Below are 22,344 nucleotides of genomic sequence, written 5' to 3'. Positions count from 1 at the left end.
GTTCGGATCGACTCGAGTTGGCAATGGGCCCAAGCCATTGCCACAGCGTGGTATCGCATCCGCGCCGCCTTCACCTGACCGCAGCCTCCTACTCATACGACACACGAATGCCAAACCCCGGCCGGTGGAACCGGGCACCCACCCGAGCGACATCGGGCGCACACTCACACCCACACACCAAAATCTGTCCCGCACCAGCACACCCCAGCCGAAACCCACCCACCAATCAGAGGGCACGAAAAATTGAGGCTAACATCCAAGGATCCACTGGTGGTGGCGGCCGCGTTCCGCAAAGCCTGTGGATTCCCCCGCGCACACCACATCGAAAGCGCGAACCGATGGATCACCGAGACGAAGCATCGATTCGTGCCGATCATCGTCGGCCCGGTCCGGGTCACCGACCACAGCGTGCGAAGCACCAACTTCGACGGCATCGACCCACTCGACGCCCCGGCACTAACAGCCGCAGACACGGGCCGCGATGTCGGATGCAGTGAAAAGGTGACGACAATAGGACGCTACCGCGAGCCACAATTCGCCCGCAGCGGCCCGCGTACGCACGCCGATGACCGAGCCGACATCCTCCTCGCACTGCAGGTCCATACGCGGGCTTCAACCGCGATCATCGCGCCCCTGGCCGGCGACGCCCGAATCAGCGCTAACGGTGACCTCATCGTCGACCACACACCGACGGGCGCACCGGTATGGACCCGGTATCGCGGACTCGTGGACACCCCGACAGGCCACGTCGACGCCGGAACCCGCATCGGACGGACAACCGACCCGGCGACCCCGATGCTCGCGCAACTCTTGACCGTCGACCCCGACACCGCCGCCGTCCCCTGGTTCTGCTCCAACGCCGACATCGACGTTCTCGAGCAACTCGCGCCAGACGCCAGTGCACTACTCGGCCCGGACAACACAACCAGATCATGGTCCGCGCGACTGCCCGTCAGTCTCACCCGCCGGGCCGCGCATCTCCCCCGAACCCATCCGACCTATTTCGAAGAACCCTTGGACATGGTGCGCGCCCACGGTTGCTGGTTCTTCGACGAGAACGGCAACCGGTACCTCGACGCGCTGAACAACGTCACCCTCCTCGGGCACTGTCACCCACGACTGACCGCCGCGGCCGCACGGCAACTGGGACGGCTCCAGACCAATAGCCGATTCGTCTACGATGCCCTCACCGACTACACCGACGCCCTCGTCGACACCCTTCCCGACGGACTCGACGTCGTCTACATGCTCAACTCGGGCAGCGAGGCCAACGACCTCGCCCTCCGCATGGCGCGCCATGTCACCGGTCGCGACGACATCGTGGTCATCGAGGATGCCTACCACGGGTACACCAGCGTCGTTTCCGACGTCAGCCCGGCTCGGTACAAGCACTACGGAAAACCGGATACAACACACGCCGTGCCGAATCCCGACCGGTACCACGGCACATACGGCTACGACGACCCCGATGCCGGCACCAAATACGCGCGCGAGGTGATCGCCGACTTCGATCGGCTCATCGCCGAGGGCCGCCCACCAGCCGCCTTCATCTACGAAGCACTCCTCGCCGGCGGCGGCCAGATCGTACTCCCCCCGAACTACCTCGCACCCATCCACGCCGCCGCACGCGAACGCGGCATTTTGACCATCGCGGACGAGGTCCAGGTCGGATTCGGGCGCCTCGGCTCCGCATTCTGGGGCTTCCAAACGCAGGGACCCCAGGTCGTGCCCGACTTCGTCACCATGGGCAAATCTATGGGCAACGGGTTCCCCGTCGCCGCCATGGTCACCACCCGAGCCCACTCCCGACGCTTCGACGAAACAGGACGATTCTTCTCTACCTACGGCGGCAACCCGACCGCCTGCGTCGTCGCCCATGAAGTCCTCAACGTCCTCGCCGACGAAGAGCTGCAACAGAACGCGGACACCACCGGCGAGTACCTCCGTCAAGCGCTCCGCGAACTCGGACAACGCCACCCACTGATCGGAGATGTTCGTGGACAAGGCTTCTACAGCGGCGTCGAATTCGTCCTCGACGACGTCACGAAACAGCACGCCAGCACCGAAACGCTCACGATCTGCAATCGGATGAAAGACAACGGAGTACTCGTGTATCCCACCGGCCCGCACTGGAACATCCTCAAGATCAAACCCCCACTGACCTTCACCAGGGATCACGCAGACTTTTTCGTCGACGCCCTCGACGGCGTCCTTACCCGCGGATGGTGACAATGCATACTTCTTACTCGGCCACGTTGGTACTCCGAAATGGCATCATCCGCACCCTCGACCCCACCATGCCGGTCGCCACCGCCCTCGCGATTCGGGACGAGACGATCGTCGCGGTCGGATCCGACCCCGACCTCGCGCCGTGGATCGGACCCACAACCCAAGTCATCGACCTGGCGGGCGCGTGCGTAATCCCAGGAATCAACGACGCCCACCTGCACTTGGCACTGTTCGCGGAATCGAGGATGCCCTCTCGCCTGAACCTGCACGCCGCGACCTCGATCACCGACATCCGGGCCGCACTCTCCCAAGCCCTCAATCGCACCGATGACGCGTGGCTGGTCGGTGGATCATGGCACGAAAAACGGATCAACGAATTCGTCGACAATTCACGGATGCCGCACTGGCGTGACCTGGAGATCGACGGATCGATCACCCCGGTAGTCTTACACCACGACTCACTCCACAGCGTGTGGGCCAACCGCGCCGCACTGGAGAGCGCGGGCATCGATCGCAGGTCACCGGATCCGGTCGGCGGCCGCATAGTCCGCGACGATGCGGGCGATCCCACCGGATGGCTCCTCGAAAGCGCCGGCGCCCTGGTCACTCGAAACATCCCGCACATTGACCGACATCGCCGACTGGACGCCATCGTTGACGCCATGGCCTTCCTCAACACCCAGGGCATCACCAGTATCACCGACCCGGTCGTGTGGCCGGAACTGCTCCGCGACTACGTCGAACTTCGACGGCAAGGACGAGCAACCGTACGGATATCGACTCTGCTGCACTGGGACTGGCCCTCGACCAGCTCGTCGGACGCCACACTCGCCCAGGCACTCGAGTTCTCAGGAGCCACCACCGGCCTCGGCGACGACTGGGTGCGGATCGGCGGCATCAAACTGTTCGCCGACGGCGTCCCCAGCGCCCGCACCGCCTGCATGCACCATCCCTACCCCGACGGAGAGACCGGCGATCTCGTCGTCGCCGGCACCGACTTCGACACACGACGCACCGAGCTGACGAAGATGGTCACACGCGCCCACCGCCACCGCCTGAACGTCCAGATTCACGTCACCGGGGACAAGGCGGCCGACGCCGCAATCGACGCCATCGCCGACGCCCAGGAAGCAGATCCTTGGCCCGACGCCCGGCATGCCCTCATCCACGCCACCGTGCTCTCAGCAGACGCGCCGCGACGCCTGAAGGAACACCACATCGCCGTCGTCACCCAATCCCTGTTCAAGTATCACAGCGGCCCGGGGATGCTTCCAGCGCTCGGACGAGCGCGCTGGAACGACGCGTTCCCGGTCCGGCGTCTCCTCGACGCCGGAGTCACCGTCGCCGACAGCAGCGACGCCCCCTGCGTTGACCCGGACTGGAAGCTCGGCATGGCCACCTTCACCGGCGGAGCCCATCATGAGCTCGCGCACCTCACCGAACAGCAGACGCTCACTCCACACGAAGCACTAGAGGCGTGGACGATCACCGGAGCCTTCCTCGAACACACCGACGACCACAAAGGCACCCTCACTCCCGGACGGCTGGCCGACGTGATCGTCGTCGACTCCGATCCCCTCACACAACCCGCCACGCAACTGCCGCAGATGCGAACCCTGATGACCGTCCTGGGAGGCGAGATAGTGCACGACGAGTTCACGCACGTGGATGCCCAGCGAGTGTAGGACATGTCAACAGACCCGTTGTCTCGACAGCGTCACGCCATCTTCGTCCTCACAGAATCGAGTACACGATGGAATAGTCACGCCGGCAGTTTGTCGCCACGGCGACATCTGCGGCAGCACTGTCCCTTCTCGGCTGCAGCACAGCAACACCCTCATCGAGCGTGCGGGTTTCCGCCCCGTCCGACCCGGCTAAGCTACTGATCATCCGGCAGAGGGAATTGATGGCCAGTCCTCCGTCGGGAACCGTTGCACAGCAACGAGTGTGGACGATGCACGAAACAGACCTCTCGCGCAGCGCGCTCATTACCCTCGGGGACGGTACGCCGCTCGCCGCCCGTCCCGGCAGGCACATGTTCATCATTCTCGACGGCGCCATCCGTTTCGACTTTCTCGACCAGCAGGAAGTGGCGTCGATCGGGGCTTATGCCGACGTCCCGGCGGGAGTCGCGTTCCAGATGGTGCCGATCGGGGTTAGCCCGCCTGACCTCGTCAGTTTCGAGGTTCCGAAGATCGCGTTCGACAACCTCTCGACGGGCCCGTTCGGGCCCGAGTCGGCATCCGCCTCCGCCGTAGTCAGAAATAGGGACGCACTGATCTCGACGACTCCGACGTGGGATGACCCCAGCGACCGAGGGTGGACGCTGGCGAAGTCGGACCAATTGCGCGTCAATTTGGTCGAGATGTTCACCGAGCTGAAGAACCACGCCCACCCCGATGCCGATCATTCTCTGATCCTGCTCTCGGGCGCCGCGCGGGTCGTGACGCCCACGGAGGAGCGACGACTCGACGTGGGCACGTTCGTGTCCATCCCCGCCGGGGTTCCCCACAAGTACTACATCGATGGGCACCAACCCGCACTGTTCGTCAGCTTCGATGCCCCCGCCTACGACCCTGCACAGACGCGATACCTGGAATGATCCCATCGGCGCGCCCCAGGCCGTGGACAAGGCCCTGATGCGTTCGATATCACCAAAGGCTTCTCACACGAATCGGGTATTGTTCGGCATCGATCAATCAGGTTCGTGCGAAGAGGGAGGGATGGTCGTGCACCAGGACTCCGCCGCCACCAATATCGATGCCGACGATATGGTCGTCATCACCGAGTTGCTCTCCTATCGACTCTCCCGCGTTAGCAATTCGCTCTCCCGCAGTGCCGCCCTCCGTTATCGCCGCCTGTTCGACGTCTCGTTGGCAGAATGGCGCACGCTGGCACTTCTCGGCGCCGAGGCGCCCTTGACATTGAACCGACTCGCACGCCGCGCGGGACTGGACAAGGCACAGATGAGCCGGGTTGTGTCGGGTCTATACGACCGCGGCCTCATCGTCAAAGATTTTGGGGCCGGTCGAACTACTCAGCTTTCCCTGGCCGAATCCGGACAGGAGCTTTACGCCGGACTGATCGGTGAAGCCAACGCGCGGAATCAGCGGATCAAACGACACCTCGGATCGAAAAACCTTCGTGCGCTCGAGCAGGCGCTCGAGACCTTGACTTCGCTGGCTCGCGTCATCGAGGAAGAAGAGCAGCACACCGATTCGTGACCACACCAAGCACCGCCAGGTGTTGACAAAGTCAACACCCTGCCTCATTCTTGCTATACCAAGAGAGGCAGGAATGCATGACCGACGAAGTTGTCCTCTGCGAGTGCTTCGCCCGCGACGGGCTGCAACACGAACCCACATTCGTGCCGACCGACACCAAGGTCGACCTTCTCAACCAATTCGTCGCCACCGGATTCACACGAATCGAGGCCAGTAGCTACAGCCACCCCCGACGGGTGCCCGCATTCGCCGATGTCCGCGACGTGCTGGCAAGACTGCCCCGCACCCCCGGCGTCCGGTTCAAGAACACCTGCCCCAACCCCAAGGCCGTCCAACGGGCCCTCACCGACTTCGACGACGGAATCGGCGCCGACGAACTGAGCTTCCTTGTCTCGGCGAGCGAGGCACACACCCAGCGCAATCTGCGAACCAGCCGCGCCCGCCAATGGGCCAACGTCACCGAAATGACGCAACTCGCCCGCGGGAAGTTCACAATGGTCGGAGTGGTATCCGTCGCATTCGGCTGCCCCTTCGAGGGCTCGATCGCCCAGGACTCGGTCGTCGCCGACGTCGCCCGCTTCGCGGAGTTGGGCGCCTCGATGGTGACGATCGGCGACACCACCGGCGTCGCCACACCGCACACCACCCGCACGCTCTTCGCACGACTGCTGCGGGAGTTCCCCGACCTCGCCGTCGTCGCCCATTTTCACAACACCCGAGGCACCGCGATCGCGAACGCCGTCGCCRCACTCGATGCTGGCGTCCGCTACTTCGACTCGGCGATGGGCGGGGTCGGGGGCCATCCCTCGACCATCCAGTACGGGGCGGGATTGACCGGCAATGTCTGCACAGAAGACCTCGTCAGTCTCTTCGAGGCCATGGGTGTGCGCACCGGCCTCGATCTCGACGCCCTCGCCCGCGCATCCACCGCCTGTGAGGAAGCGCTTGGGCGGCCGCTCTACAGCATGGTCGCCCGGGCCGACTTCGACCGCACACACAAGGAACCACTGAATGTCTGAATCAACACTCGACCGAGACGCGGCCACCCCTCTGACCGATCCCCGGGTGCTCACCCTCGTCGACGACGGCCCCGTTCGCATCCTGACGCTCAACCGCCCCGACAAGCTCAATGCCCTGAACACCGCCCTGACACAGGCTCTGCACGATGCGCTCGTCTCCGCCGACCACGACCTCACTGTCAAAGCTGTCGTCCTCGCCGGCACCGGCCGGGGATTCTGCGCCGGAGCCGACCTGTCGGAGTTCACCGACCTGACTCCCGATCACGCCCAAAATGTCGCTCTCCGTGCCGACCTGACCGCGCGGACACAGATGCTTCCCCAACAGATCAGCAAGCCGATCGTGTCCGTCGTCCAGGGCGCCGCGGTGGGCGGCGGAGCAGGGTTGGCGATCGCCTGCGACATGATGGTCGCCGCCACCGACATCAAATTCGGATACCCAGAGGTCAAGCATTCGATCGTGCCCGCCCTCGTGATGACCGGTATCCAGCGCCACCTCGGCAGAAAACTGGCGTTCGAGCTGATCAGCACCGGCCGCCTCCTGCGGGCCGACGAACTACTCCAATACGGGCTCGCCAACGACATCGTCGAACCCGAGCAGGCCCTCGAACGCGGCCTGTCGATCGCCCACGGCTGGTCCCAGTACTCCCCGGCGGCACTGAGCGCAATCAAGGAACTGTTCTACCGAGTCGCCGACCTCCCCTTCGACTCCGCCATGAAAGCCGGCCGGGACGTCAACCAAATCATGCGCAGCTTCCGGGAGACACGATGACCACACCCCTCCACGGCATCACCATCCTCGACTTCTCCCGCGTGCTAGCCGCACCGCTGGCCACTCAAACGCTTGCTGAACTCGGTGCCGAAGTCATCAAGGTCGAGCGACCCGGCCGCGGCGACGAGTCCCGTTCCTTCGAACCGCGGTTGCCGGCCGGAGAGAGCGCCTACTTCTTCGCCTTCAACCGCGGCAAGAAATCCATCACGATCGATCTCAAATCGACCGCCGGGCAGCGCATCGTCCGCGATCTCGCTGTCACCGCTGACATCGTGGTCGAGAACTTCCTACCCGGGACGATGGATGCATTGGGTCTCGGCTACGAGCAACTGCGGCAAGACAATCCCGGATTGATCTATGTCGCCACCACAGGTTTCGGCCAGACCGGCCCCTCGCGAGACGAGCGCGGCTACGACACCATCTTCCAGGCGCTCTCGGGCATCATGTCGATGACCGGCCCCGGCGACGGGGCCCCCGCGAAAGCCGGAATTCCGGTCTCCGACCTCACCTCCGGTTTGTGGGTGACGATTGCAGCGTTGACCGGGCTTGTCGGGCGAGCACAATCAGGTGCCGGATGCTACGTGGACGTGTCGATGATGGACGCACAGCTGGCCCTGTCCGCTCTCTCGGCCGCCCGCATCTTCGCGCTCGACGAGGATCCCCACCGCAACGGCACCGAACACCCCGGCCGAGTGCCATCGGCCGCGTTCGTGTGCGCCGACGAACAGTGGCTGCACATCAGCGCCTCCGACCAACACTGGAAACCCCTGTGCGAAGCACTCGAACTCCACAGTCTCGGTGACGACCCTCGCTTCTCGACCAACGCGAAACGGGTGGCGAATCGGATCGACCTCATGCCCGAGCTACGGCGCGCGATCGGACAGATCAAACGTCACGACGCCGTCGACCGACTCCGCAGCGCGGGTGTCCCGGTCGGCGCCGTGCGCACCGTCCGTGAAGCACTCGAATCCGACCACGCCCGAGCTCGCCAAATCGTGCAATCCTTCGACCACCCCACCGAAGGAACCTTCCCCGCCCTGCGCACCCCCTTAGTGCTCGCCGGGTACGACTCCCCCGCGGTCGGCGTTCCCCCCGTACTCGGCGCCGACACCGACACCATCCTCACCGAACGCCTTTCCCTGTCCCCGGACGACGTCGCCAACCTACGTGCCACCGGGGTGATCTGACATGGTCTCGGACTCTGTAACCGTCGAAATCACGGCAGGCATCGCAGAAGTCGTACTCAACCGGCCCGAGGCACGCAACGCCATCGATCTCCACACATGCCACCTGCTGCGCGACGCCTTCGACAAGCTCGGCAACGACCCGACCGTGCGCGTGGTCCTCGTCGCCGGAAACGGGCCCTCGTTCTGCGCCGGCGCCGACCTCAAAGAACGCAAAGGCAAGGACGCGGCCTGGGTACGCCGCCGACGCGTCGCCTCGTTCGCCGCCTACGCAGCCATCGAATCCTGCACACAACCGGTGGTCGCCCTGGTCCACGGCAACGTCGTCGGTTCCGGCGGCGAGATCTCCATGGCGTGCGATTTCATCATCGGCGCCACCAACACCACCTTCCAATTCCCTGAAGCACATTGGGGCACCGTGGGCGCCACCCAACGACTCCAACGGGTGATCGGGAAGCGACGTGCCAAAGAGCTACTCTTCACCAACCGAGCACTCGAGGCCGATGAAGCGGAACGCCTAGGACTGCTGATCCGTACCGTAGAACCAGAAGACCTCAGAACCACCGGTCACTCCATCGCCAAATCCATCGCCGCTGCACCCCCACTGGCGATGTCCTTAACCAAACGATCGATCGACCTCGGCTCGGAAACCGACCTCGATCGCGGAATCCGAATCGAGATGGCCGCCATCGAACAAAATCTCGCCGACGGCGGTTGGAAAGACGGTGTCGACCGCTTCATGGCGACGCACAACGAAAGGACCACCCGGTGAACACATCGAGTTTCACGCTCGACGGTGTGTGCCCCCTCACTACGCACGACGCGCTGCGGCGTGCAGCCACCATCGGTCCCGATGTCGAAGCCATCGTGACCTCCCGAGAGCGCGTGACCTATCGCGATCTAATTACCCAATCGGACCACATCCGGTCCGCTCTGGCAGCCCAAGGAGTACGAAAAGGCGACCATGTCGCGGTCTGCCTCGGCAACGGACCACGCTGGGTCGAGGTCTTCCTCGCAGTGACCGCTCTCGGCGCCGTCGTCGTACCGGTCAACACACGTTTCCGAGCGGACGAGATGGCCCACGTCCTCCGGCAGTCACAGTCCGCGCTGTTGATCACCGCGGACCGGTTTCTCCGCGTCGACTTCATCGACATCTTGCGTCAGATCGCCCCCGGCATCGACGGCCCGTTCACCGCTGGCGACCTCCCCAAACTTCCCGACCTCGGAGCAGTCGTTGTGATCGGTTCCGATGTGCCGACAGGCGCCGAGCAATGGGACACCTTCCTGGCGGCCGGAAAAGGGCTCGCCCTTCCGGCTGCAGTCGCACACCCGAATGACGTTGCGCTGATCCAGTACACCTCGGGCACCACGTCCTTCCCGAAAGGTGTTCTGCTCACCCACCGCAGCATGTGTGCCAACGGCTTCTTCTCCGGCGGCCGCCTCGGCCTGCGCATCGCCGACCGATTCCACAGCGCCCGGCCGTTCTTCCATGTCGCCGGCTCGAGCCTGTCCGTCCTCGCGTGCATTCAACACGTTTGCACACTGGTGACAATGGATCGCTTCAAACCCGGTGAGACGCTGCGACTATTCGAACACGAGCGGTGCACGCACTTTTCGGGAAACGACACCATCGCCCTGATGATTCTCGGCCACCCCGACATCCGGACACGCACCCTGTATCTGCGCGGCGCCTGGGTGGCCGCATCGTCCTCGATCGTGCGCCAGGTGATCGATGTTCTCGGCGCCACCGAATGCGTCGTCGGGTACGGACTGTCCGAAGCCTCCCCGAACGTCGCGCAGTCATGCTGGTGGGAACCGGAAGAGGTCCGTGTCAGTACCGCGATGACACTCGAACCCGGCGTCGAGGTACGTATTCGATCCCTCACCGACGGAGCAGATGTCGGGCCCGGAACCCGAGGCGAGATCCTCGTCCGCGGCTGGAATGTAATGCAGGGGTACTACAACCTTCCCGAGCAAACCCGATCAGCCCTCAGCGACGACGGCTGGTTAGACACCGGAGATATCGGCTACCTCGACGACTCAGGACGACTCGTCTTCACCGGCCGCACCAAAGAACTCATCCGCGTCGGCGGCGAAAACGTCGCACCCGCAGAAGTAGAAGACATCCTGCACAAACACCCCGCGATCCGCCAGGCCGTCGTCGTCGGTGTCCCCGACCCCCGACTGCTCGAAGTTCCTTTCGCGTTCATCCAACTCAGCGTCGATTCCACCCTCGATCAGGACGAATTGACGCAATGGTGCAAACAGCACATGGCAGGCTTCAAGATCCCCCGCCACCTACAGATCGTCACCGACTTCGAATCCATCGGCATGACAGCCAGCGGAAAAGTACGGAAGAGTGACGCCGTCGCCGTCGCCAACAAGATCCTCACCGCCGATCCGGTCGCGGAGGCATCACGATGACCGACATCGAAATCAGCACTCCAATCACACGACTCCTCGGAATCCGGGTCCCCGTCGTCCAAGCCGGCATGTCCTGGGCATCCTCCTCTCCCGCGCTCCCCCTCGCCGTCTCCGAGGCGGGCGGCCTCGGAGTACTCGCAGCCGGGCCAATGCGCACGGACGACTTCGTCAAGGCACTAGCCGCGCTCCGGGAGTCGACCCACCCATTCGCAGTGAACCTACCCCTATACCGTCCCGGAGCCGACGAGTTCATCGAGCACCTCGTCACACACCCGGTGCCGATCATCGTGGCCTCACAAGGCGGGCCGAAGAAGCACCTGGCCCGACTCCGGGACGTAGGTACACGCTGGCTACACGTCGTATCGACCGTAGAACACGCCGAAAAGGCGGCGACCGCAGGCGTTGACGGACTTATCGTCGTCGGCGGCGAAGCCGGCGGCCACCCACCGGCTGACTTAGTCTCCACCATGGTCATCGTCCGGGCCGTGCGAAACGCCCTCCCCAACATCCCGCTAGTCGCGTCGGGCGGATTCGCCGACGGCGCCGGTCTCGCCGCAGCACTGAGCCTGGGCGCGGACGCAGCACAATTCGGCACACGCTTCATCGCCAGCCACGAATCGAACGTGGCACCCACCTACCGGCAACGTATCGTCGACGCGACCATCGACGATACCGATGTCGTCGGACGCGACCTCGGCGTGATCCGCATGCTGTCCAACGACTTCAGCAAACGGATGCTCGAACTCGAACACGGAGGCGCTCCACTCGACGACCGCAAGTCAAAGTTCCTTGCGAGCACCCTCAAAGACGCCGCCCTCCACGGCGACACCATCGACGGCAAGGTCGAGGCAGGCCAATCGGCAGGACTGATCAACTCCATCGAGCGCGCCGCGGACATCGTCGACTCGATCGTCGCAGAATACCTAAACGTCGTTGCGCACCTGCCTGCCGCTAACCGCGCCACTGTCCGATTACGCTGACGAACAGCCTCACGCTGGCACGAGAACGCCTCGGATCCTGCTTCGAAGACTCGTCGAACGACGCGCTCGCCGCGCTCTACGACGCGACCCGAGGAATATGGCGAGTCGATCTGAGTCGCGCTGAAAGTTTCGAGTTCGCACTCGCGGTCGACGGTGGCGTCGTGCGGGAGGTCTATCGCTCTGCACCGTGGTTGCCCGCCGGATCCACCCACTACCTGGATTCCGCATTGCCCCACCGGAATTTCGTTACGAATTCGTCGGCAAGATCGCCGAAGCCCAGCTTCGCGAAAGATACCGCTGCAAACAGATCGGGCTTCTTGATGCTTTGTGCCGCGGGTACGAACTCGGCGTGTGAAGTCTGCCGCCGTGGCGCTCACCGACCGGCAGAGGGAGGGCAGGGAGGCGGACGATCTCGTGGTCAGGGGCGAGGGGTCTGCTCGCGCTCGACGATCCACGCTGCGATTTGCGCTCGTGAAGTGAAGCCGAGTTTGACCAAGACATGCTCGACGTGCCCCTGCGCTGTCCGGGGTGAGATCACCAGCCGATCGGCGATAGCCCTGTTCGTCATTCCCTCGGCCACTAAGCGGGCCACTTGCCATTCACGACGTGTCAAACTTACGCCCTGATCGTTGTCTTGAGCGGGTTGTTCGGGCTTCTCGTCGAGGGCGAAGGCGATGGCTTCGTCGGATTTGAGTGAGCGGCCACGTGCGGATTCAGTTTCGAATCCCTTGCCGCCGAGTATGGCTTGGACGCGTCGCTCGCATTCTTGCTGGTAGCGGCGAAGATTGGGAAACTGCATCGTGGGTCTGCCCATCGCCTGCCAGAGCGTTTCCGCAGCACCCAATAGCACCGCGGCGCGCCTGGCGTCGCGCCGCTCGGCGACAATCCACGCCAGCGTCTGCAGGCACCACGCGGACCCGCGTGGGTCGTCGACGAGACGCGTCAACCGCAGACCTTGTTGGATCAGTTGCATTGCCCGCTCCGGGTCACCTTGTAACCACACCGCGAGCCCACACGCCCATCGCGAGTACGACCGGTAGATCGATTCACCCAATGGTTCGGTTATCGCGATAATGCGTTCATGGCAGCGGACAGCCCGGGACTCGTCGCCGGTCAGTCCGCAGGCGAGTGCCAGTCCGATCAGGCTTCCGACTTGTCGGAGAAGGTTTCCTTCCTGTTCGAAGCTGCTGACAGCGTCTTCGAAGTCTCCGATCGCGTCGGAGGGCCGGCCAATGTAGAGCGCGAGGTATCCGGCTGCGTGGGTGGACAGGGTCCGGAGTGAAGGGCTGTTGAGTTCGTCGGCAAGGAGTCTGAGTTCGGCGAGTCGATCCTGCGCTGCGGGCATCAGCCCCTGCGCGGCGGCGAACATGGATACGGAGTACAGCGCGGCTGCCCGTTCGTGTGAGGGTCCGGGTGTCGACTGCGCGAGGAGTCGGGTGAGCCAGCGTTCGCCCTCGCTGAATTGTCCTCGTGCGAGCCAGAACACCGACAGCGCAGCTGCCGTCCGCAGTCCGCCACTCCGGTCCATCTCGACACCTGGTGTATCCGCAGCGTCGGAGAGGCAAAATTCGAGCATGTCCCGCAGATTCGTTTGTTCGCGGTCCAGTCGCGCGATCCACGTCGCCTGGTAGGAGCTGAGCCATTCGGCTTCGGCCTGCATTGCCAGTTGCGAGTACCAGTCGCAGTGCTGGCGGCGAAGCTCGTCCAGCTCTGCCTGTGGGAGTTTGCCTCGACCGTATTCGCGGAGGGTGTCGAGTAACCGATAACGCACGACCGTCCCGGCGTCTTCTCGGATGAGGATGGACTTGTCGACCAACGAAGACACCAGGTCGAGCAGCAGCTGCGGAGCGCAGTCGCGCCCGCAGATCGCCTCGGCCGCGTCAAGTTCGAAGCTGCCCGCGAATATGGACAATCGGCTCCACAGTGTTCGTTCCTGCGGTGTGCACAGGTCGTAACTCCAGTCGATGCAGAGCCGGAGGGTCTGCTGGCGGGTGGGTGCGTTGCGACCGCCCGAGGTCAGGAGCTGGTAGCGGTCGGTCAGCCTCGCGAGGATCTGCTCGGCGGACATGGCGCGCAACCGGACTGCGGCGAGTTCGATGGGCAGTGGAAGCCCGTCGAGGCGCTGACAGATCCGGGTCACGGTTACGCGGTTGTCTTCGCGGACCGCGAAGGTGGGCACGGCGGCGGTCGCTCTGTCTGCGAACAGTTGCACGGCGTCGTATTGGGGAAGCCCGCGTAGGGACGGCTCCTTGTCCGCTTCCGGGATCCCTAATGGTGGTACCCGCAGAGCGACTTCGCCCTGAATGCCGATCGGCTCGCGGCTGGTGGCCAGGATCCGCAGATCCGGGCATGCTCGTAGCAATGTCTCGGTGAGTCTCGCGACTGCGCTGATGATTTGCTCGCAGTTATCGAGCACGAGAAGCAGTCGGCGCGAGGCAAGGTGCTGAATGAGGATGTGCTCGACGGGTAGTCCGGTGTCCGTGCGCAGGCGCAGTGATGTGGCTACGATCTCGGCGAGTAAGTCCGGGTCGTGCAGGTCGCCGAGTTCGACGAGCCAGACGGCGTCGTCGAACACGCGGCGAATGTCCGTTGCGATGCGTCGCGCGAGCCGGGACTTTCCGACACCTCCGATACCGGTCAACGTTAGAAGGCGGGCGGTGGTGAGCAGCTTGCGTGCCGCGGCGATTTCCTGGCGGCGACCGACGAAGCTGGTGAGTTCTGCCGAGAGGTTCCCGGGAGCGTTCCCGAACGCGGGGTGTGTGGGCTCGGTGTTGGATGGTGACGGTGCCTCGGCGACAGTGGAGCGAGGCTGGATGCGGGCGGCGCTGTCTGCGATCGGCTCCTCGGTGGGCGGTGTGTGCTCTCTGTGCTCGGGGTGCGCAGTATTCAAGGCCATCTCGTCCACGGGGTATCCGTGTTGGCGCTGAGTGTGCTGGAGCGCGACGCCGAGTGCGGCTGCGGTCGTCGGGCGATTGGCGGGGTTCGCGGACATCGATCTTTCCACTACCGCGCACACGTCGTCGGGGATGCCCAGCCCGGCCAGTCGTGGGATCGGGTCGGTGGTGATGCGGACGAACTGGGCGATCACCTTCTCACCGCTGTGGCGTTCGAAGGGGGCATGGCCGGTCAGCGCACAGAACAGTGTGGCACCGAGGCTGTAGATGTCCGCGGCGATCGAGGCAGGCTTGCCCAGCAGGATCTCCGGGGCGGTGAAGGCCGGTGACCCGGTTAGGGTGCCGGCGCCGGTTTCGAACCCACCCGTGAGGTGTGCGATTCCGAAGTCGGTGAGTTGCTGTCCGCCGTAGTCGGTGAAGAGGATGTTGCCGGGTTTGACGTCGCGGTGGAGGATGCCGCTCTGGTGCGCCGTCTCGAGGGCCGAGGCCATGTTGATCCCGAGGCTAATTACCGCGGTCCACGGAAGTGGACCGTCGCGCCGGATGTGGGACTCGAGTGAGCTCTGTGGCAGGTACGGCATGACGATGAACGGTCGGCCCGCGTTGGTGACGCCGGCTTCGAGTACGTTGACGATATTGGGGTGGCCTGTCAGGCGCCCCATGATGCGTTGTTCGCGGAGGAAACGCTCACGATTCGCCTGATCGAGATCGCTGGTGAGTACCTTGACTGCCACGGTCCGGTCGAGGTGTGGCTGACGGCATCGATAGACGACGCCGAAACCGCCGCGCGCAATTTCCTCTGCGTCGTCGAAGCCGGCCGCGTCCAGGTCCGATTTGATCCGAGGGATGTGGCGTTGTGTCTTGTCGGGGACGAAGTCGGACATGGTTGCCGAGATTTCTGCGTTCGGTACCGACCGGGTGGCCGCCGCGACCGCGCTGAGATTGGGTTTCCGGTGAGCTGGCGCAAGTTTGATGCTCCGCCGGTCAATGATGTGTGGTTAAGGGTATCGCTAGCCCCCACAGAACTTCTGGAGGGGTTGGAGCGACAGTGGACGCCGCTGGTAGGACGAGACCTGCACCCACAGTCGATGGCACTACGGGTGGACGTACAGGCGAGGTCGTGCAGGTTCGCCCGCACCCTATGTCTTCAAGTCACATGAGCCTGCTCCGATCAGGCGGGTTTGGTATGCGGCCGAGCAGGACCGCGGATGTCACTTGTCTTGTCGACACTCGGATGTCCCCAGGCATCCTCTTGGCGCCGAGCTTGGTGAGGCGCTCCAAGACCGAGCCGAGATGGTCCGGAGGTCCGGAGAAGCGGAGAATGATGAAGTTGCGGGTGTAGTCGAGGACTGCCGCCCGGAACTCGATTCCGAGTAGCGCGACGCCCTCGACGAAATGACCGGTTGCCCCCACCTCTACGCAGGTGCTGCAGGGTGGGACGTCGAGAATGGAATCCGCGTGCCTGAGCTTGATGACCCCGATCAGCCGATTCAAGCGTTTGACGAGCGTTTCCGGTGAAAGGTGTCTCGGGATCCGGATAGTGACGACGACGCCTTGCCTGGCCTCCGCTCGCACCGATCTCCAGGTCGACAAATCTCTCAGCTCGACTCCCAGCCGGAAGAACATCGCCGTCACCCGAGGCACCATCGCGCTGGTGTCCTCGCATTCGATCGACAGCATGTCCAGGCGCGTCTCGCCGTCGGTGGCGGACGGTTTCACCACCGGCGGCTCCCCGCCCTCGAGTCGGTCGGTGAGTTCGACCCGGCCGCGGGCGATTGCCTGCACACCGGTCAGCAGGACCGGCCCGGTACCGGATCGATATCGATCAGCGAGGTCGTGGGGCCTCAGGTGAGGTTCGATGGACTGAGTCATGTTGTCGTCGTCTTTCTTCGTCTGAAGCCGGATCGCGGCGGACGCATCTACATCGAAGGTGGGGAGGCTGCGGCACGTGATCGGATCGTGTCCCGCCGCGTCATCGTTTCTGTCGTGTTCGGAGGGCGTCGATCCACTCTTTGGCGTTCAATACCTGTACACCTCGTGATGGAAAGAGCTTGTCCATCAGTAGATTATGGACGGAGTGGTCACTGTCCGCGCAGCCGTCGCGCAGGACGGTAATACGATAGTCGAGGTCGGATGCGGCGAAGACGGTGGCCGCGACCATAGCGCCGGTGGCCACACCGCAGATGACGATGTGATCGATGTTCTTGCTGCGGAGAACGAGATCGAGTTCAGTTCCGAAGAACCCGCTCGTCCGCCTCTTCAGGACGACGGTGTCGCCGTTTTTCGGTCCGAGGCCCGGCTCGATGGCGGTGCTGGGCGAGTCGGCGTCGAACACTTCACCCATCTCGAACAGGTTTTGGAACAGAGTGTTTCGAGGGTTGATATCCGCCCCGTTTGCACGGAATCCCGCTCGCAGGAAGATCACATCGATGTCGTGCGCTCGGGCAGCGGGAATCACGTGTTCGAGCGTGGGGAGAACTTGGCGGGCGAAACCGAATTGGGCGATGATTCCGCGTTGAACATCGCCCACTATCAGTCCAACGTTTCGACTGGAGGTCACTTGTTCTCCGTAAGGAGTCGGGGCTCGGTCACGTCGCTGGGAATGGAGGTATCACCCTCCTCGCTGCCGATTCGTTCCGCACGCCGCCCAGCGGAAAGCAGAACCACGATGCCCAGAACTATGATGACGGCGATGGTCAGCAGTGCGTAGGTGTAGCTGCCGGTGGCCGTCTCGATAGCACCTGTCATGTAGGGCCCGATGAATCCGCTGAGGTTGCTCATCGAGTTGATCAGGCCGATACCGGCGGCCGCGGCCGCGCCGGTCATACTCAGTGCCGGCAGGCGCCAAAATTGAGGGATCGCGGTGTAGATGCCCGAGACACTCACGCAGACGGCGATGATGAACAGCACGCCGTTCTGAGTGAACGTCGCGGCGACCAGTCCGATCGCACCGCATGCCATCGGCACGGTGGTGGAGAAAATGATCGACTTCTTCGCGGCGACCCGCGCCCACAGCACCATTGCCACCATGGCTGCAACAGACGGAATGGCGGCGAGCAAGACGCTGGACACGTTCCCGGCGGACCCGATGGTCTCGGTGAGGTTGGAGATCATCGTCGGCAGGAAGAAGGCAATGGGATAGAGCCCGAATACGATCGCGAAGAACGAGAACCCGAGCGCCCACACCTTCCTGTCGAGCAGTGCCTGCCGCATGTCGGTCAGTGCACCGTGGCCGATGCTTTGTTCGGTCTCGTGCGCGAGGACACCTTCGATGTGCGCCTTTTCTGCAGCGTTGAGCCACTTGGCCTTCGAGGGCCGGTCCGGGAGGAAGAGCAGGATCACGATGCCGACGAGGACGGTGACCGCACCTTCGACGACGAACAGTGAACGCCAGCCGTCGATGCCCAATACGCTCTGTCCCCATCTCAGGAGCGCAGCCGCGACCGGTGCGCCGAGGATCCCGGACAGCGGAATCATGAGGAAGAACGTCGACATCGCCCATGTGCGCTGCTTCTTGGGGAACCAGAACGTCAGATAGAGCAGGATTCCGGCGGCCAGGCCGGCCTCGGCGAATCCGAGCAGAATTCGTGCGATGTACAGCTGGCTGGCGGAGTGAACCGCCCCGGTCAACATAGTGATGATTCCCCAGGTGACGATGATGCGGCTGATCCACAGTCGCGCGCCGAATCGGTGCAGCATCATGTTGCTGGGTACTTCGACAAGGATGTATCCGATGAAGAACAGGCCCGCCGCCAGCCCGATCTGAGCCGAGGTCATGCTCAGGTCCGCGCCCATCGGCTTGGCGATGTAACCGAGGTTGGCCCGGTCGATGTAACTGACGATGTACGCGACACCGACCAGCGGAAGGATTCGGAATCCGACCTTGCGCCACATGCGGTGTTCGGATTCGTCATCGAGTGTGACGACAGCACCGTCATTGATCATGACTGGGCCTTTCATTGGGAGGATGGCTGGCCATGTCCCGCTGCGAGCATTATCTCGCAGCCGCAGTGCCCAGCACGAGGACTCTGTGTGTGGCGATTGGACCAACCCGGTTTTCAGATACGACGCGGCCCGTGGCGGTGCTGACCGAGTCGAGTTGCTGCAGTCGAGCCTGACTCGGGTCGCCGCTCGCTGTGGCCTGTATCACGACAGTAGAGGCAAGTTAAGATATTTTCAATAGCACTTTAGGATACTTATCGTGTGGCTGGCCTACCTCTACGATGGGAACTGGTATCTGAAAGTGCAGTGGAGGAGACGCTATGAAGTTCGAGCCAGCTTTGATCCAATCCGCTCACGACGGATCGAACCTGATGGAGCAGGCATATCAGCGCCTCAAACGAGAGATCATCGAACTCGCGCGCAAGCCCGGCGAGCAGTTCACCGAGCAGCAGGTCGCAGCCGCATGGGGACTGAGCAAGACCCCAGTGCGGGAAGCGTTGGCACGGCTCCACCGCGACGGTCTGGTCGTCCCGATCCGCCGGGCAGGATATGTCGTCTCGTCGATCACTCTCAGCGATGTAGCCGATCTGTGCGACATGCGCACAATCCTCCAGAGTGAGGCCGCGGCGCTCACCGCCGCCAAGGGCCTGTCCGAGAAGGACCGAACCCGGCTGGTCGAATTGTGCGTAGATGACGGCTATGGACAACTCGGCGGCCCCCACCTCGACGATAGGCTGCGGGCCAACTACGAGTTCGAGGCCATCATCGCCAATGGATGCGGCAACGATCGACTGGCCGCGAGCATCATCGACGTCTTCGACGAGATCGAACGTATCGGCCGGCTCGCGGTCATGCTCGAACCCGAGATGCCCCCCTTCAGGACTGAAGAGCGCCGGGCGGTCGTCGATGCCATCATCAACCGGGATCCCGAGGCAGCGCGAGCAGCGATGAAGGTCCGCACTCAGTCTGCGCGGCGAGAAATCCTGCAGGCCCTCACAACCAGCCCAGAAGTGACCTCGGTCGAAATTCGGGTTCCCGTCATCCCGACCGCCGCCGTCGACGACGCCCGCGTGCCGCGTTAGCCATTTCGGTGCGTCGCGAGTAGACGTACCGATTGAGAACTAAGGGCCCCTATTCGCACGGAAACCATGTGAACAAGGCCCCCTGGCGTCTACGCGCTTACGCGGTGCGCCAATACTTTCAACTGTCGCCCGAGCTGGACGAGACTTGGCGCGGTTCCCCCGTACAGCACCCGCGCGCATGACCCGGGACCGAAGAAACGGTCACCGCTGAGCGCGGTAATGCCCGCGTCGAGCAACGACTCCTCGAGTTCAACTCCCGTGACTCCAAGCGGCGAAAAGTTCACGAAAGCAAAGATTCCCGCCTGCGGAGTGACCACCGTCAAGCCTGCCGCCGTAACGCCTTCGAGGAGAAGGTCACGGCGCGTCCGGAACGTGGAGAATTCACGGTCGAGCCAATCCTGGGGTCCGCTGATCGCAGCCGCGGCGGCCAGCTGGGGGATGTCACCGATGTTGATCGCATCCCACTCCAGTGCCGCATGGATGATGTCGATCAGATCCGCTTTCGCGTGGATGTAGCCCACTCTCCAACTCGTGAACGCGTAGTTCTTGCTGAGGCTGGTCAACGTGACGAGCTGGTCGTAGGTGTCCACGAGGGACATCTGCGGCACGTATCCGGGTCCCTCGTGCACGTACCGTTCGTAGGACTCGTCGGCAAACACGTACAAGCCGTGCCGGCGGGCAAGATCGAGCACGATGGTCAGTTCTTCCCGGGTGGGCACGGTCCCCGTCGGGTTGTTGGGATTGCACAGGAGGATGGCCCGGGTCCGGGGCGAAATCGCAGCCTCCATCTGGTCGAGAGGCAGCCGCCAGCCGTCGGATTCGACGGACGGCACGTACCGCGGCACCGCACCGGCCAGCCGCACGGTGCCGTCGAAAAAGTACGAGGGTGCAGGAATCAGGACTTCGTCACCCGGCACGAGCAGCGCACGCAATGCGACGCTGAGCCCGTGCTGAGCGCCGTGCGTGACCAGCAGTTCCCGGTCCGGATTCACGGCCAAGGCGAACTCTTCCCGCAAATGTTCAGCGACCGCGGTCTTGAAGATGAGCGATCCTCGGCTGTCACGCGGAAAGACCTCCGGCGTCGCCCGCGACACAACATCGACGACATGCGGCGGCATCGGCAACATCGGGACACCGCGCATCGGGACCATCTCCTGGCCGGCGCGCCGGCGGACCTGGGCACGGTCGGATAGTGCGAGCGCAGGTAGTCGTTCGAGCATGAGAACTCCTTCGAAGCTTCGATCACGTCGGAAAGGCGCAGCGCAGGCGGTCGATTGGCCTGCCACGCGGGAAGTCGCAACGACACACCCATTTGCAGCCTTGTGACGACCGTAACTTCTGGTTAGGATATTTGCAAGGATCTTTAAGTATCTCACGATGATACCGCGAAGCATTGGCCTGCTTGGCACACCCAGCCAACCAACTCCGGTCCACACGACCGATGGCGACGGTCTCATCCGGCGCCGCCCCAGATAGGTCACGAACATGACTTTGACCAGCCACGACACCGTCGGAGATGTCCACCGCACCTTCGTCTTCGACCGTCGCGACTTCGTGGACTCACCTCACGAGCAAGTCGTCTTCTGCCAGGATGTGAAATCCGGGTTGAAGGCGATCATTGCGATCCATTCCACCGTTCTCGGCCCGGCTCTCGGAGGCACACGGTTCTACCCCTTCGCCGACGAGCAGGCGGCGCTGACCGATGCCCTCCGGCTGTCGAAGGGCATGACCTACAAGGCTGCCGCTGCCGGACTGCCGCTCGGCGGCGGCAAGGCGGTAATCATCGGCGACCCCCGCACGCTCAAATCCGAGGCACTACTCGCGGCGTACGGCCACTTCGTCGAAACCCTCGGCGGCCGCTACATTACCGCCAGCGACGTCGGGACCACCTCGGATGACATGGACGTCATCGGCAAGTACACACACCACGTAACCGGCCGCAACGTGGCGGCGGGCGGCTCCGGCGACAGTGCACCACTGACCGCGCTCGGCGTCTTCCACTCGATGCGCGCCGCGGCCGCATCCACGTGGGGATCCGCCAACCTAGCGGGGCGGCTGGTTGGCGTGGAGGGAACCGGGAAGGTGGGATATCACCTCATCCGTCTCCTGACCGAAGCCGGCGCGTCCGTTGTAGCCTGCGACATCAATGCCGATGCGCTCAACCGCGCCACCCAGGCCTTCCCGGACCTCACACCGGCGACCGGCGTGATCTCCTCGCCGCTCGACATCTACGCCCCCTGCGCCCTTGGAGCGACCCTGAGTCATCAGAGCGTTCGCGACCTGTCGGCAACCATCGTCTGCGGGGCCGCCAACAACCAACTGGTCGACCCGACCGTGGAACAGTCCCTGTCCAGGCGTCGCATCACCTGGGTGCCGGACTTCGTGGCAAACGTGGGCGGTTTGATCCAGATGGCGGGCGAGCTCGAGCACAAGTCCGCAGCCGACGTCACCCCCCGCGTGGAGAAGATCTTCGACACGGTGCAGGAAATTCTCGACGTCGCCGCCCTCGACGGTGTCTCGGCCGGCGCCGCTGCCAACCGAGTCGCCGACGCCCGCATCGACGCCGCGCGTCACTAAGCCACGTCCGCGGAGCACTG

Annotated in this window: 17 protein-coding genes; 12 read left to right on the top strand and 5 right to left on the bottom strand. The window is 63.7% G+C overall.

Translation table 11 applies throughout. From position 1 onward, the window contains the following. Positions 1–366: 366 nt before the first annotated feature. From AC1DWT_RS27580 to AC1DWT_RS27535, 10 genes are all read left to right on the top strand, one after another. Positions 367–2,229 carry an aminotransferase class III-fold pyridoxal phosphate-dependent enzyme gene (locus tag AC1DWT_RS27580; protein WP_477923043.1) on the top strand — a complete coding sequence of 621 codons (1,863 nt, stop codon included), beginning with the start codon at positions 367–369 and terminating at the stop codon, positions 2,227–2,229. 2 nt (positions 2,230–2,231) lie between these two features. Then, positions 2,232–3,914, top strand: a complete 1,683-nt coding sequence (locus AC1DWT_RS27575; protein WP_477923042.1) for an amidohydrolase — start codon at positions 2,232–2,234, stop codon at positions 3,912–3,914. Positions 3,915–4,183: 269 nt separating this feature from the next. Continuing rightward, the gene (locus tag AC1DWT_RS27570; RefSeq protein ID WP_477923041.1) at positions 4,184–4,831 is read left to right on the top strand and encodes a cupin domain-containing protein; all 648 of its coding nucleotides are present in this window, start codon (positions 4,184–4,186) and stop codon (positions 4,829–4,831) included. Positions 4,832–4,853: 22 nt separating this feature from the next. Then, a complete protein-coding gene (locus AC1DWT_RS27565) occupies positions 4,854–5,453 on the top strand; it encodes a MarR family winged helix-turn-helix transcriptional regulator (RefSeq protein WP_477923040.1) in 600 nt (199 codons plus the stop codon). 77 nt (positions 5,454–5,530) lie between these two features. Further along, positions 5,531–6,472, top strand: a complete 942-nt coding sequence (locus AC1DWT_RS27560; RefSeq protein ID WP_477923038.1) for a hydroxymethylglutaryl-CoA lyase — start codon at positions 5,531–5,533, stop codon at positions 6,470–6,472. Further along, positions 6,465–7,241 (top strand): enoyl-CoA hydratase/isomerase family protein, encoded by a 777-nt coding sequence (locus tag AC1DWT_RS27555; protein WP_477923037.1) that lies wholly within the window; start codon positions 6,465–6,467, stop codon positions 7,239–7,241. The genes AC1DWT_RS27560 and AC1DWT_RS27555 overlap by 8 nt, the downstream gene beginning before the upstream one ends. Continuing rightward, the gene (locus AC1DWT_RS27550; RefSeq protein ID WP_477923036.1) at positions 7,238–8,428 is read left to right on the top strand and encodes a CaiB/BaiF CoA transferase family protein; all 1,191 of its coding nucleotides are present in this window, start codon (positions 7,238–7,240) and stop codon (positions 8,426–8,428) included. The genes AC1DWT_RS27555 and AC1DWT_RS27550 overlap by 4 nt, the downstream gene beginning before the upstream one ends. A gap of 1 nt (position 8,429) precedes the next feature. After that, positions 8,430–9,197 carry an enoyl-CoA hydratase/isomerase family protein gene (locus AC1DWT_RS27545; protein ID WP_477923035.1) on the top strand — a complete coding sequence of 256 codons (768 nt, stop codon included), beginning with the start codon at positions 8,430–8,432 and terminating at the stop codon, positions 9,195–9,197. Continuing rightward, positions 9,194–10,849 (top strand): class I adenylate-forming enzyme family protein, encoded by a 1,656-nt coding sequence (locus tag AC1DWT_RS27540; protein WP_477923034.1) that lies wholly within the window; start codon positions 9,194–9,196, stop codon positions 10,847–10,849. Before AC1DWT_RS27545 ends, AC1DWT_RS27540 begins: the two co-directional genes overlap by 4 nt. After that, positions 10,846–11,829 carry an NAD(P)H-dependent flavin oxidoreductase gene (locus AC1DWT_RS27535; RefSeq protein WP_477923033.1) on the top strand — a complete coding sequence of 328 codons (984 nt, stop codon included), beginning with the start codon at positions 10,846–10,848 and terminating at the stop codon, positions 11,827–11,829. The genes AC1DWT_RS27540 and AC1DWT_RS27535 overlap by 4 nt, the downstream gene beginning before the upstream one ends. 418 nt (positions 11,830–12,247) lie before the next feature. On the opposite strand, the gene AC1DWT_RS27530 is transcribed toward AC1DWT_RS27535, so the two are convergent. The 4 genes from AC1DWT_RS27530 to AC1DWT_RS27515 form a co-directional block, all read right to left on the bottom strand. Further along, entirely contained in the window at positions 12,248–15,607 is a 3,360-nt protein-coding gene (locus tag AC1DWT_RS27530; protein WP_477923032.1) for a protein kinase domain-containing protein, read from the bottom strand. Between the two features lie 268 nt (positions 15,608–15,875). After that, entirely contained in the window at positions 15,876–16,595 is a 720-nt protein-coding gene (locus tag AC1DWT_RS27525) for an acetolactate synthase small subunit (protein ID WP_477923047.1), read from the bottom strand. A 100-nt stretch (positions 16,596–16,695) separates the two neighbouring features. Beyond that, positions 16,696–17,283 (bottom strand): cysteine hydrolase family protein, encoded by a 588-nt coding sequence (locus AC1DWT_RS27520; protein WP_477923031.1) that lies wholly within the window; start codon positions 17,281–17,283, stop codon positions 16,696–16,698. Continuing rightward, positions 17,280–18,668 carry an MFS transporter gene (locus AC1DWT_RS27515; RefSeq protein ID WP_477923030.1) on the bottom strand — a complete coding sequence of 463 codons (1,389 nt, stop codon included), beginning with the start codon at positions 18,666–18,668 and terminating at the stop codon, positions 17,280–17,282. Before AC1DWT_RS27515 ends, AC1DWT_RS27520 begins: the two co-directional genes overlap by 4 nt. 317 nt (positions 18,669–18,985) lie before the next feature. Between AC1DWT_RS27515 and AC1DWT_RS27510 the strand changes: the two genes are divergently transcribed. After that, a complete protein-coding gene (locus tag AC1DWT_RS27510; RefSeq protein WP_477923029.1) occupies positions 18,986–19,747 on the top strand; it encodes a GntR family transcriptional regulator in 762 nt (253 codons plus the stop codon). 89 nt (positions 19,748–19,836) lie between these two features. Here AC1DWT_RS27510 and AC1DWT_RS27505 read toward each other — a convergent pair whose 3' ends face one another. Next, positions 19,837–20,967, bottom strand: coding sequence for a pyridoxal phosphate-dependent aminotransferase (locus AC1DWT_RS27505; protein ID WP_477923028.1), 1,131 nt, complete (start codon positions 20,965–20,967; stop codon positions 19,837–19,839). A 265-nt stretch (positions 20,968–21,232) separates the two neighbouring features. On the opposite strand from AC1DWT_RS27505, the gene AC1DWT_RS27500 reads away from it, so the two are divergent. After that, the gene (locus AC1DWT_RS27500; RefSeq protein WP_477923027.1) at positions 21,233–22,324 is read left to right on the top strand and encodes a Glu/Leu/Phe/Val family dehydrogenase; all 1,092 of its coding nucleotides are present in this window, start codon (positions 21,233–21,235) and stop codon (positions 22,322–22,324) included. The last annotated feature ends 20 nt before the right edge of the window (positions 22,325–22,344 follow it).

The organism is Rhodococcus sp. P4_B6, assembly GCF_056402215.1.
This window is presented reverse-complemented; position numbering and strand designations above follow the sequence as displayed.

Excerpts from the sequence above, each read along its gene's own strand:
- AC1DWT_RS27575 (WP_477923042.1), top strand. The coding sequence starts at position 2,232 with ATGCATACTTCTTACTCGGCCACGTTGGTACTCCGAAATGGCATCATC.
- AC1DWT_RS27570 (WP_477923041.1), top strand. The coding sequence starts at position 4,184 with ATGCACGAAACAGACCTCTCGCGCAGCGCGCTCATTACCCTCGGGGAC.
- AC1DWT_RS27555 (WP_477923037.1), top strand. The coding sequence starts at position 6,465 with ATGTCTGAATCAACACTCGACCGAGACGCGGCCACCCCTCTGACCGAT.
- AC1DWT_RS27550 (WP_477923036.1), top strand. The coding sequence starts at position 7,238 with ATGACCACACCCCTCCACGGCATCACCATCCTCGACTTCTCCCGCGTG.
- AC1DWT_RS27545 (WP_477923035.1), top strand. The coding sequence starts at position 8,430 with ATGGTCTCGGACTCTGTAACCGTCGAAATCACGGCAGGCATCGCAGAA.
- AC1DWT_RS27535 (WP_477923033.1), top strand. The coding sequence starts at position 10,846 with ATGACCGACATCGAAATCAGCACTCCAATCACACGACTCCTCGGAATC.
- AC1DWT_RS27530 (WP_477923032.1), bottom strand. The coding sequence starts at position 15,607 with ATGTCCGACTTCGTCCCCGACAAGACACAACGCCACATCCCTCGGATC.
- AC1DWT_RS27525 (WP_477923047.1), bottom strand. The coding sequence starts at position 16,595 with ATGACTCAGTCCATCGAACCTCACCTGAGGCCCCACGACCTCGCTGAT.
- AC1DWT_RS27515 (WP_477923030.1), bottom strand. The coding sequence starts at position 18,668 with ATGATCAATGACGGTGCTGTCGTCACACTCGATGACGAATCCGAACAC.
- AC1DWT_RS27510 (WP_477923029.1), top strand. The coding sequence starts at position 18,986 with ATGAAGTTCGAGCCAGCTTTGATCCAATCCGCTCACGACGGATCGAAC.
- AC1DWT_RS27505 (WP_477923028.1), bottom strand. The coding sequence starts at position 20,967 with ATGCTCGAACGACTACCTGCGCTCGCACTATCCGACCGTGCCCAGGTC.
- AC1DWT_RS27500 (WP_477923027.1), top strand. The coding sequence starts at position 21,233 with ATGACTTTGACCAGCCACGACACCGTCGGAGATGTCCACCGCACCTTC.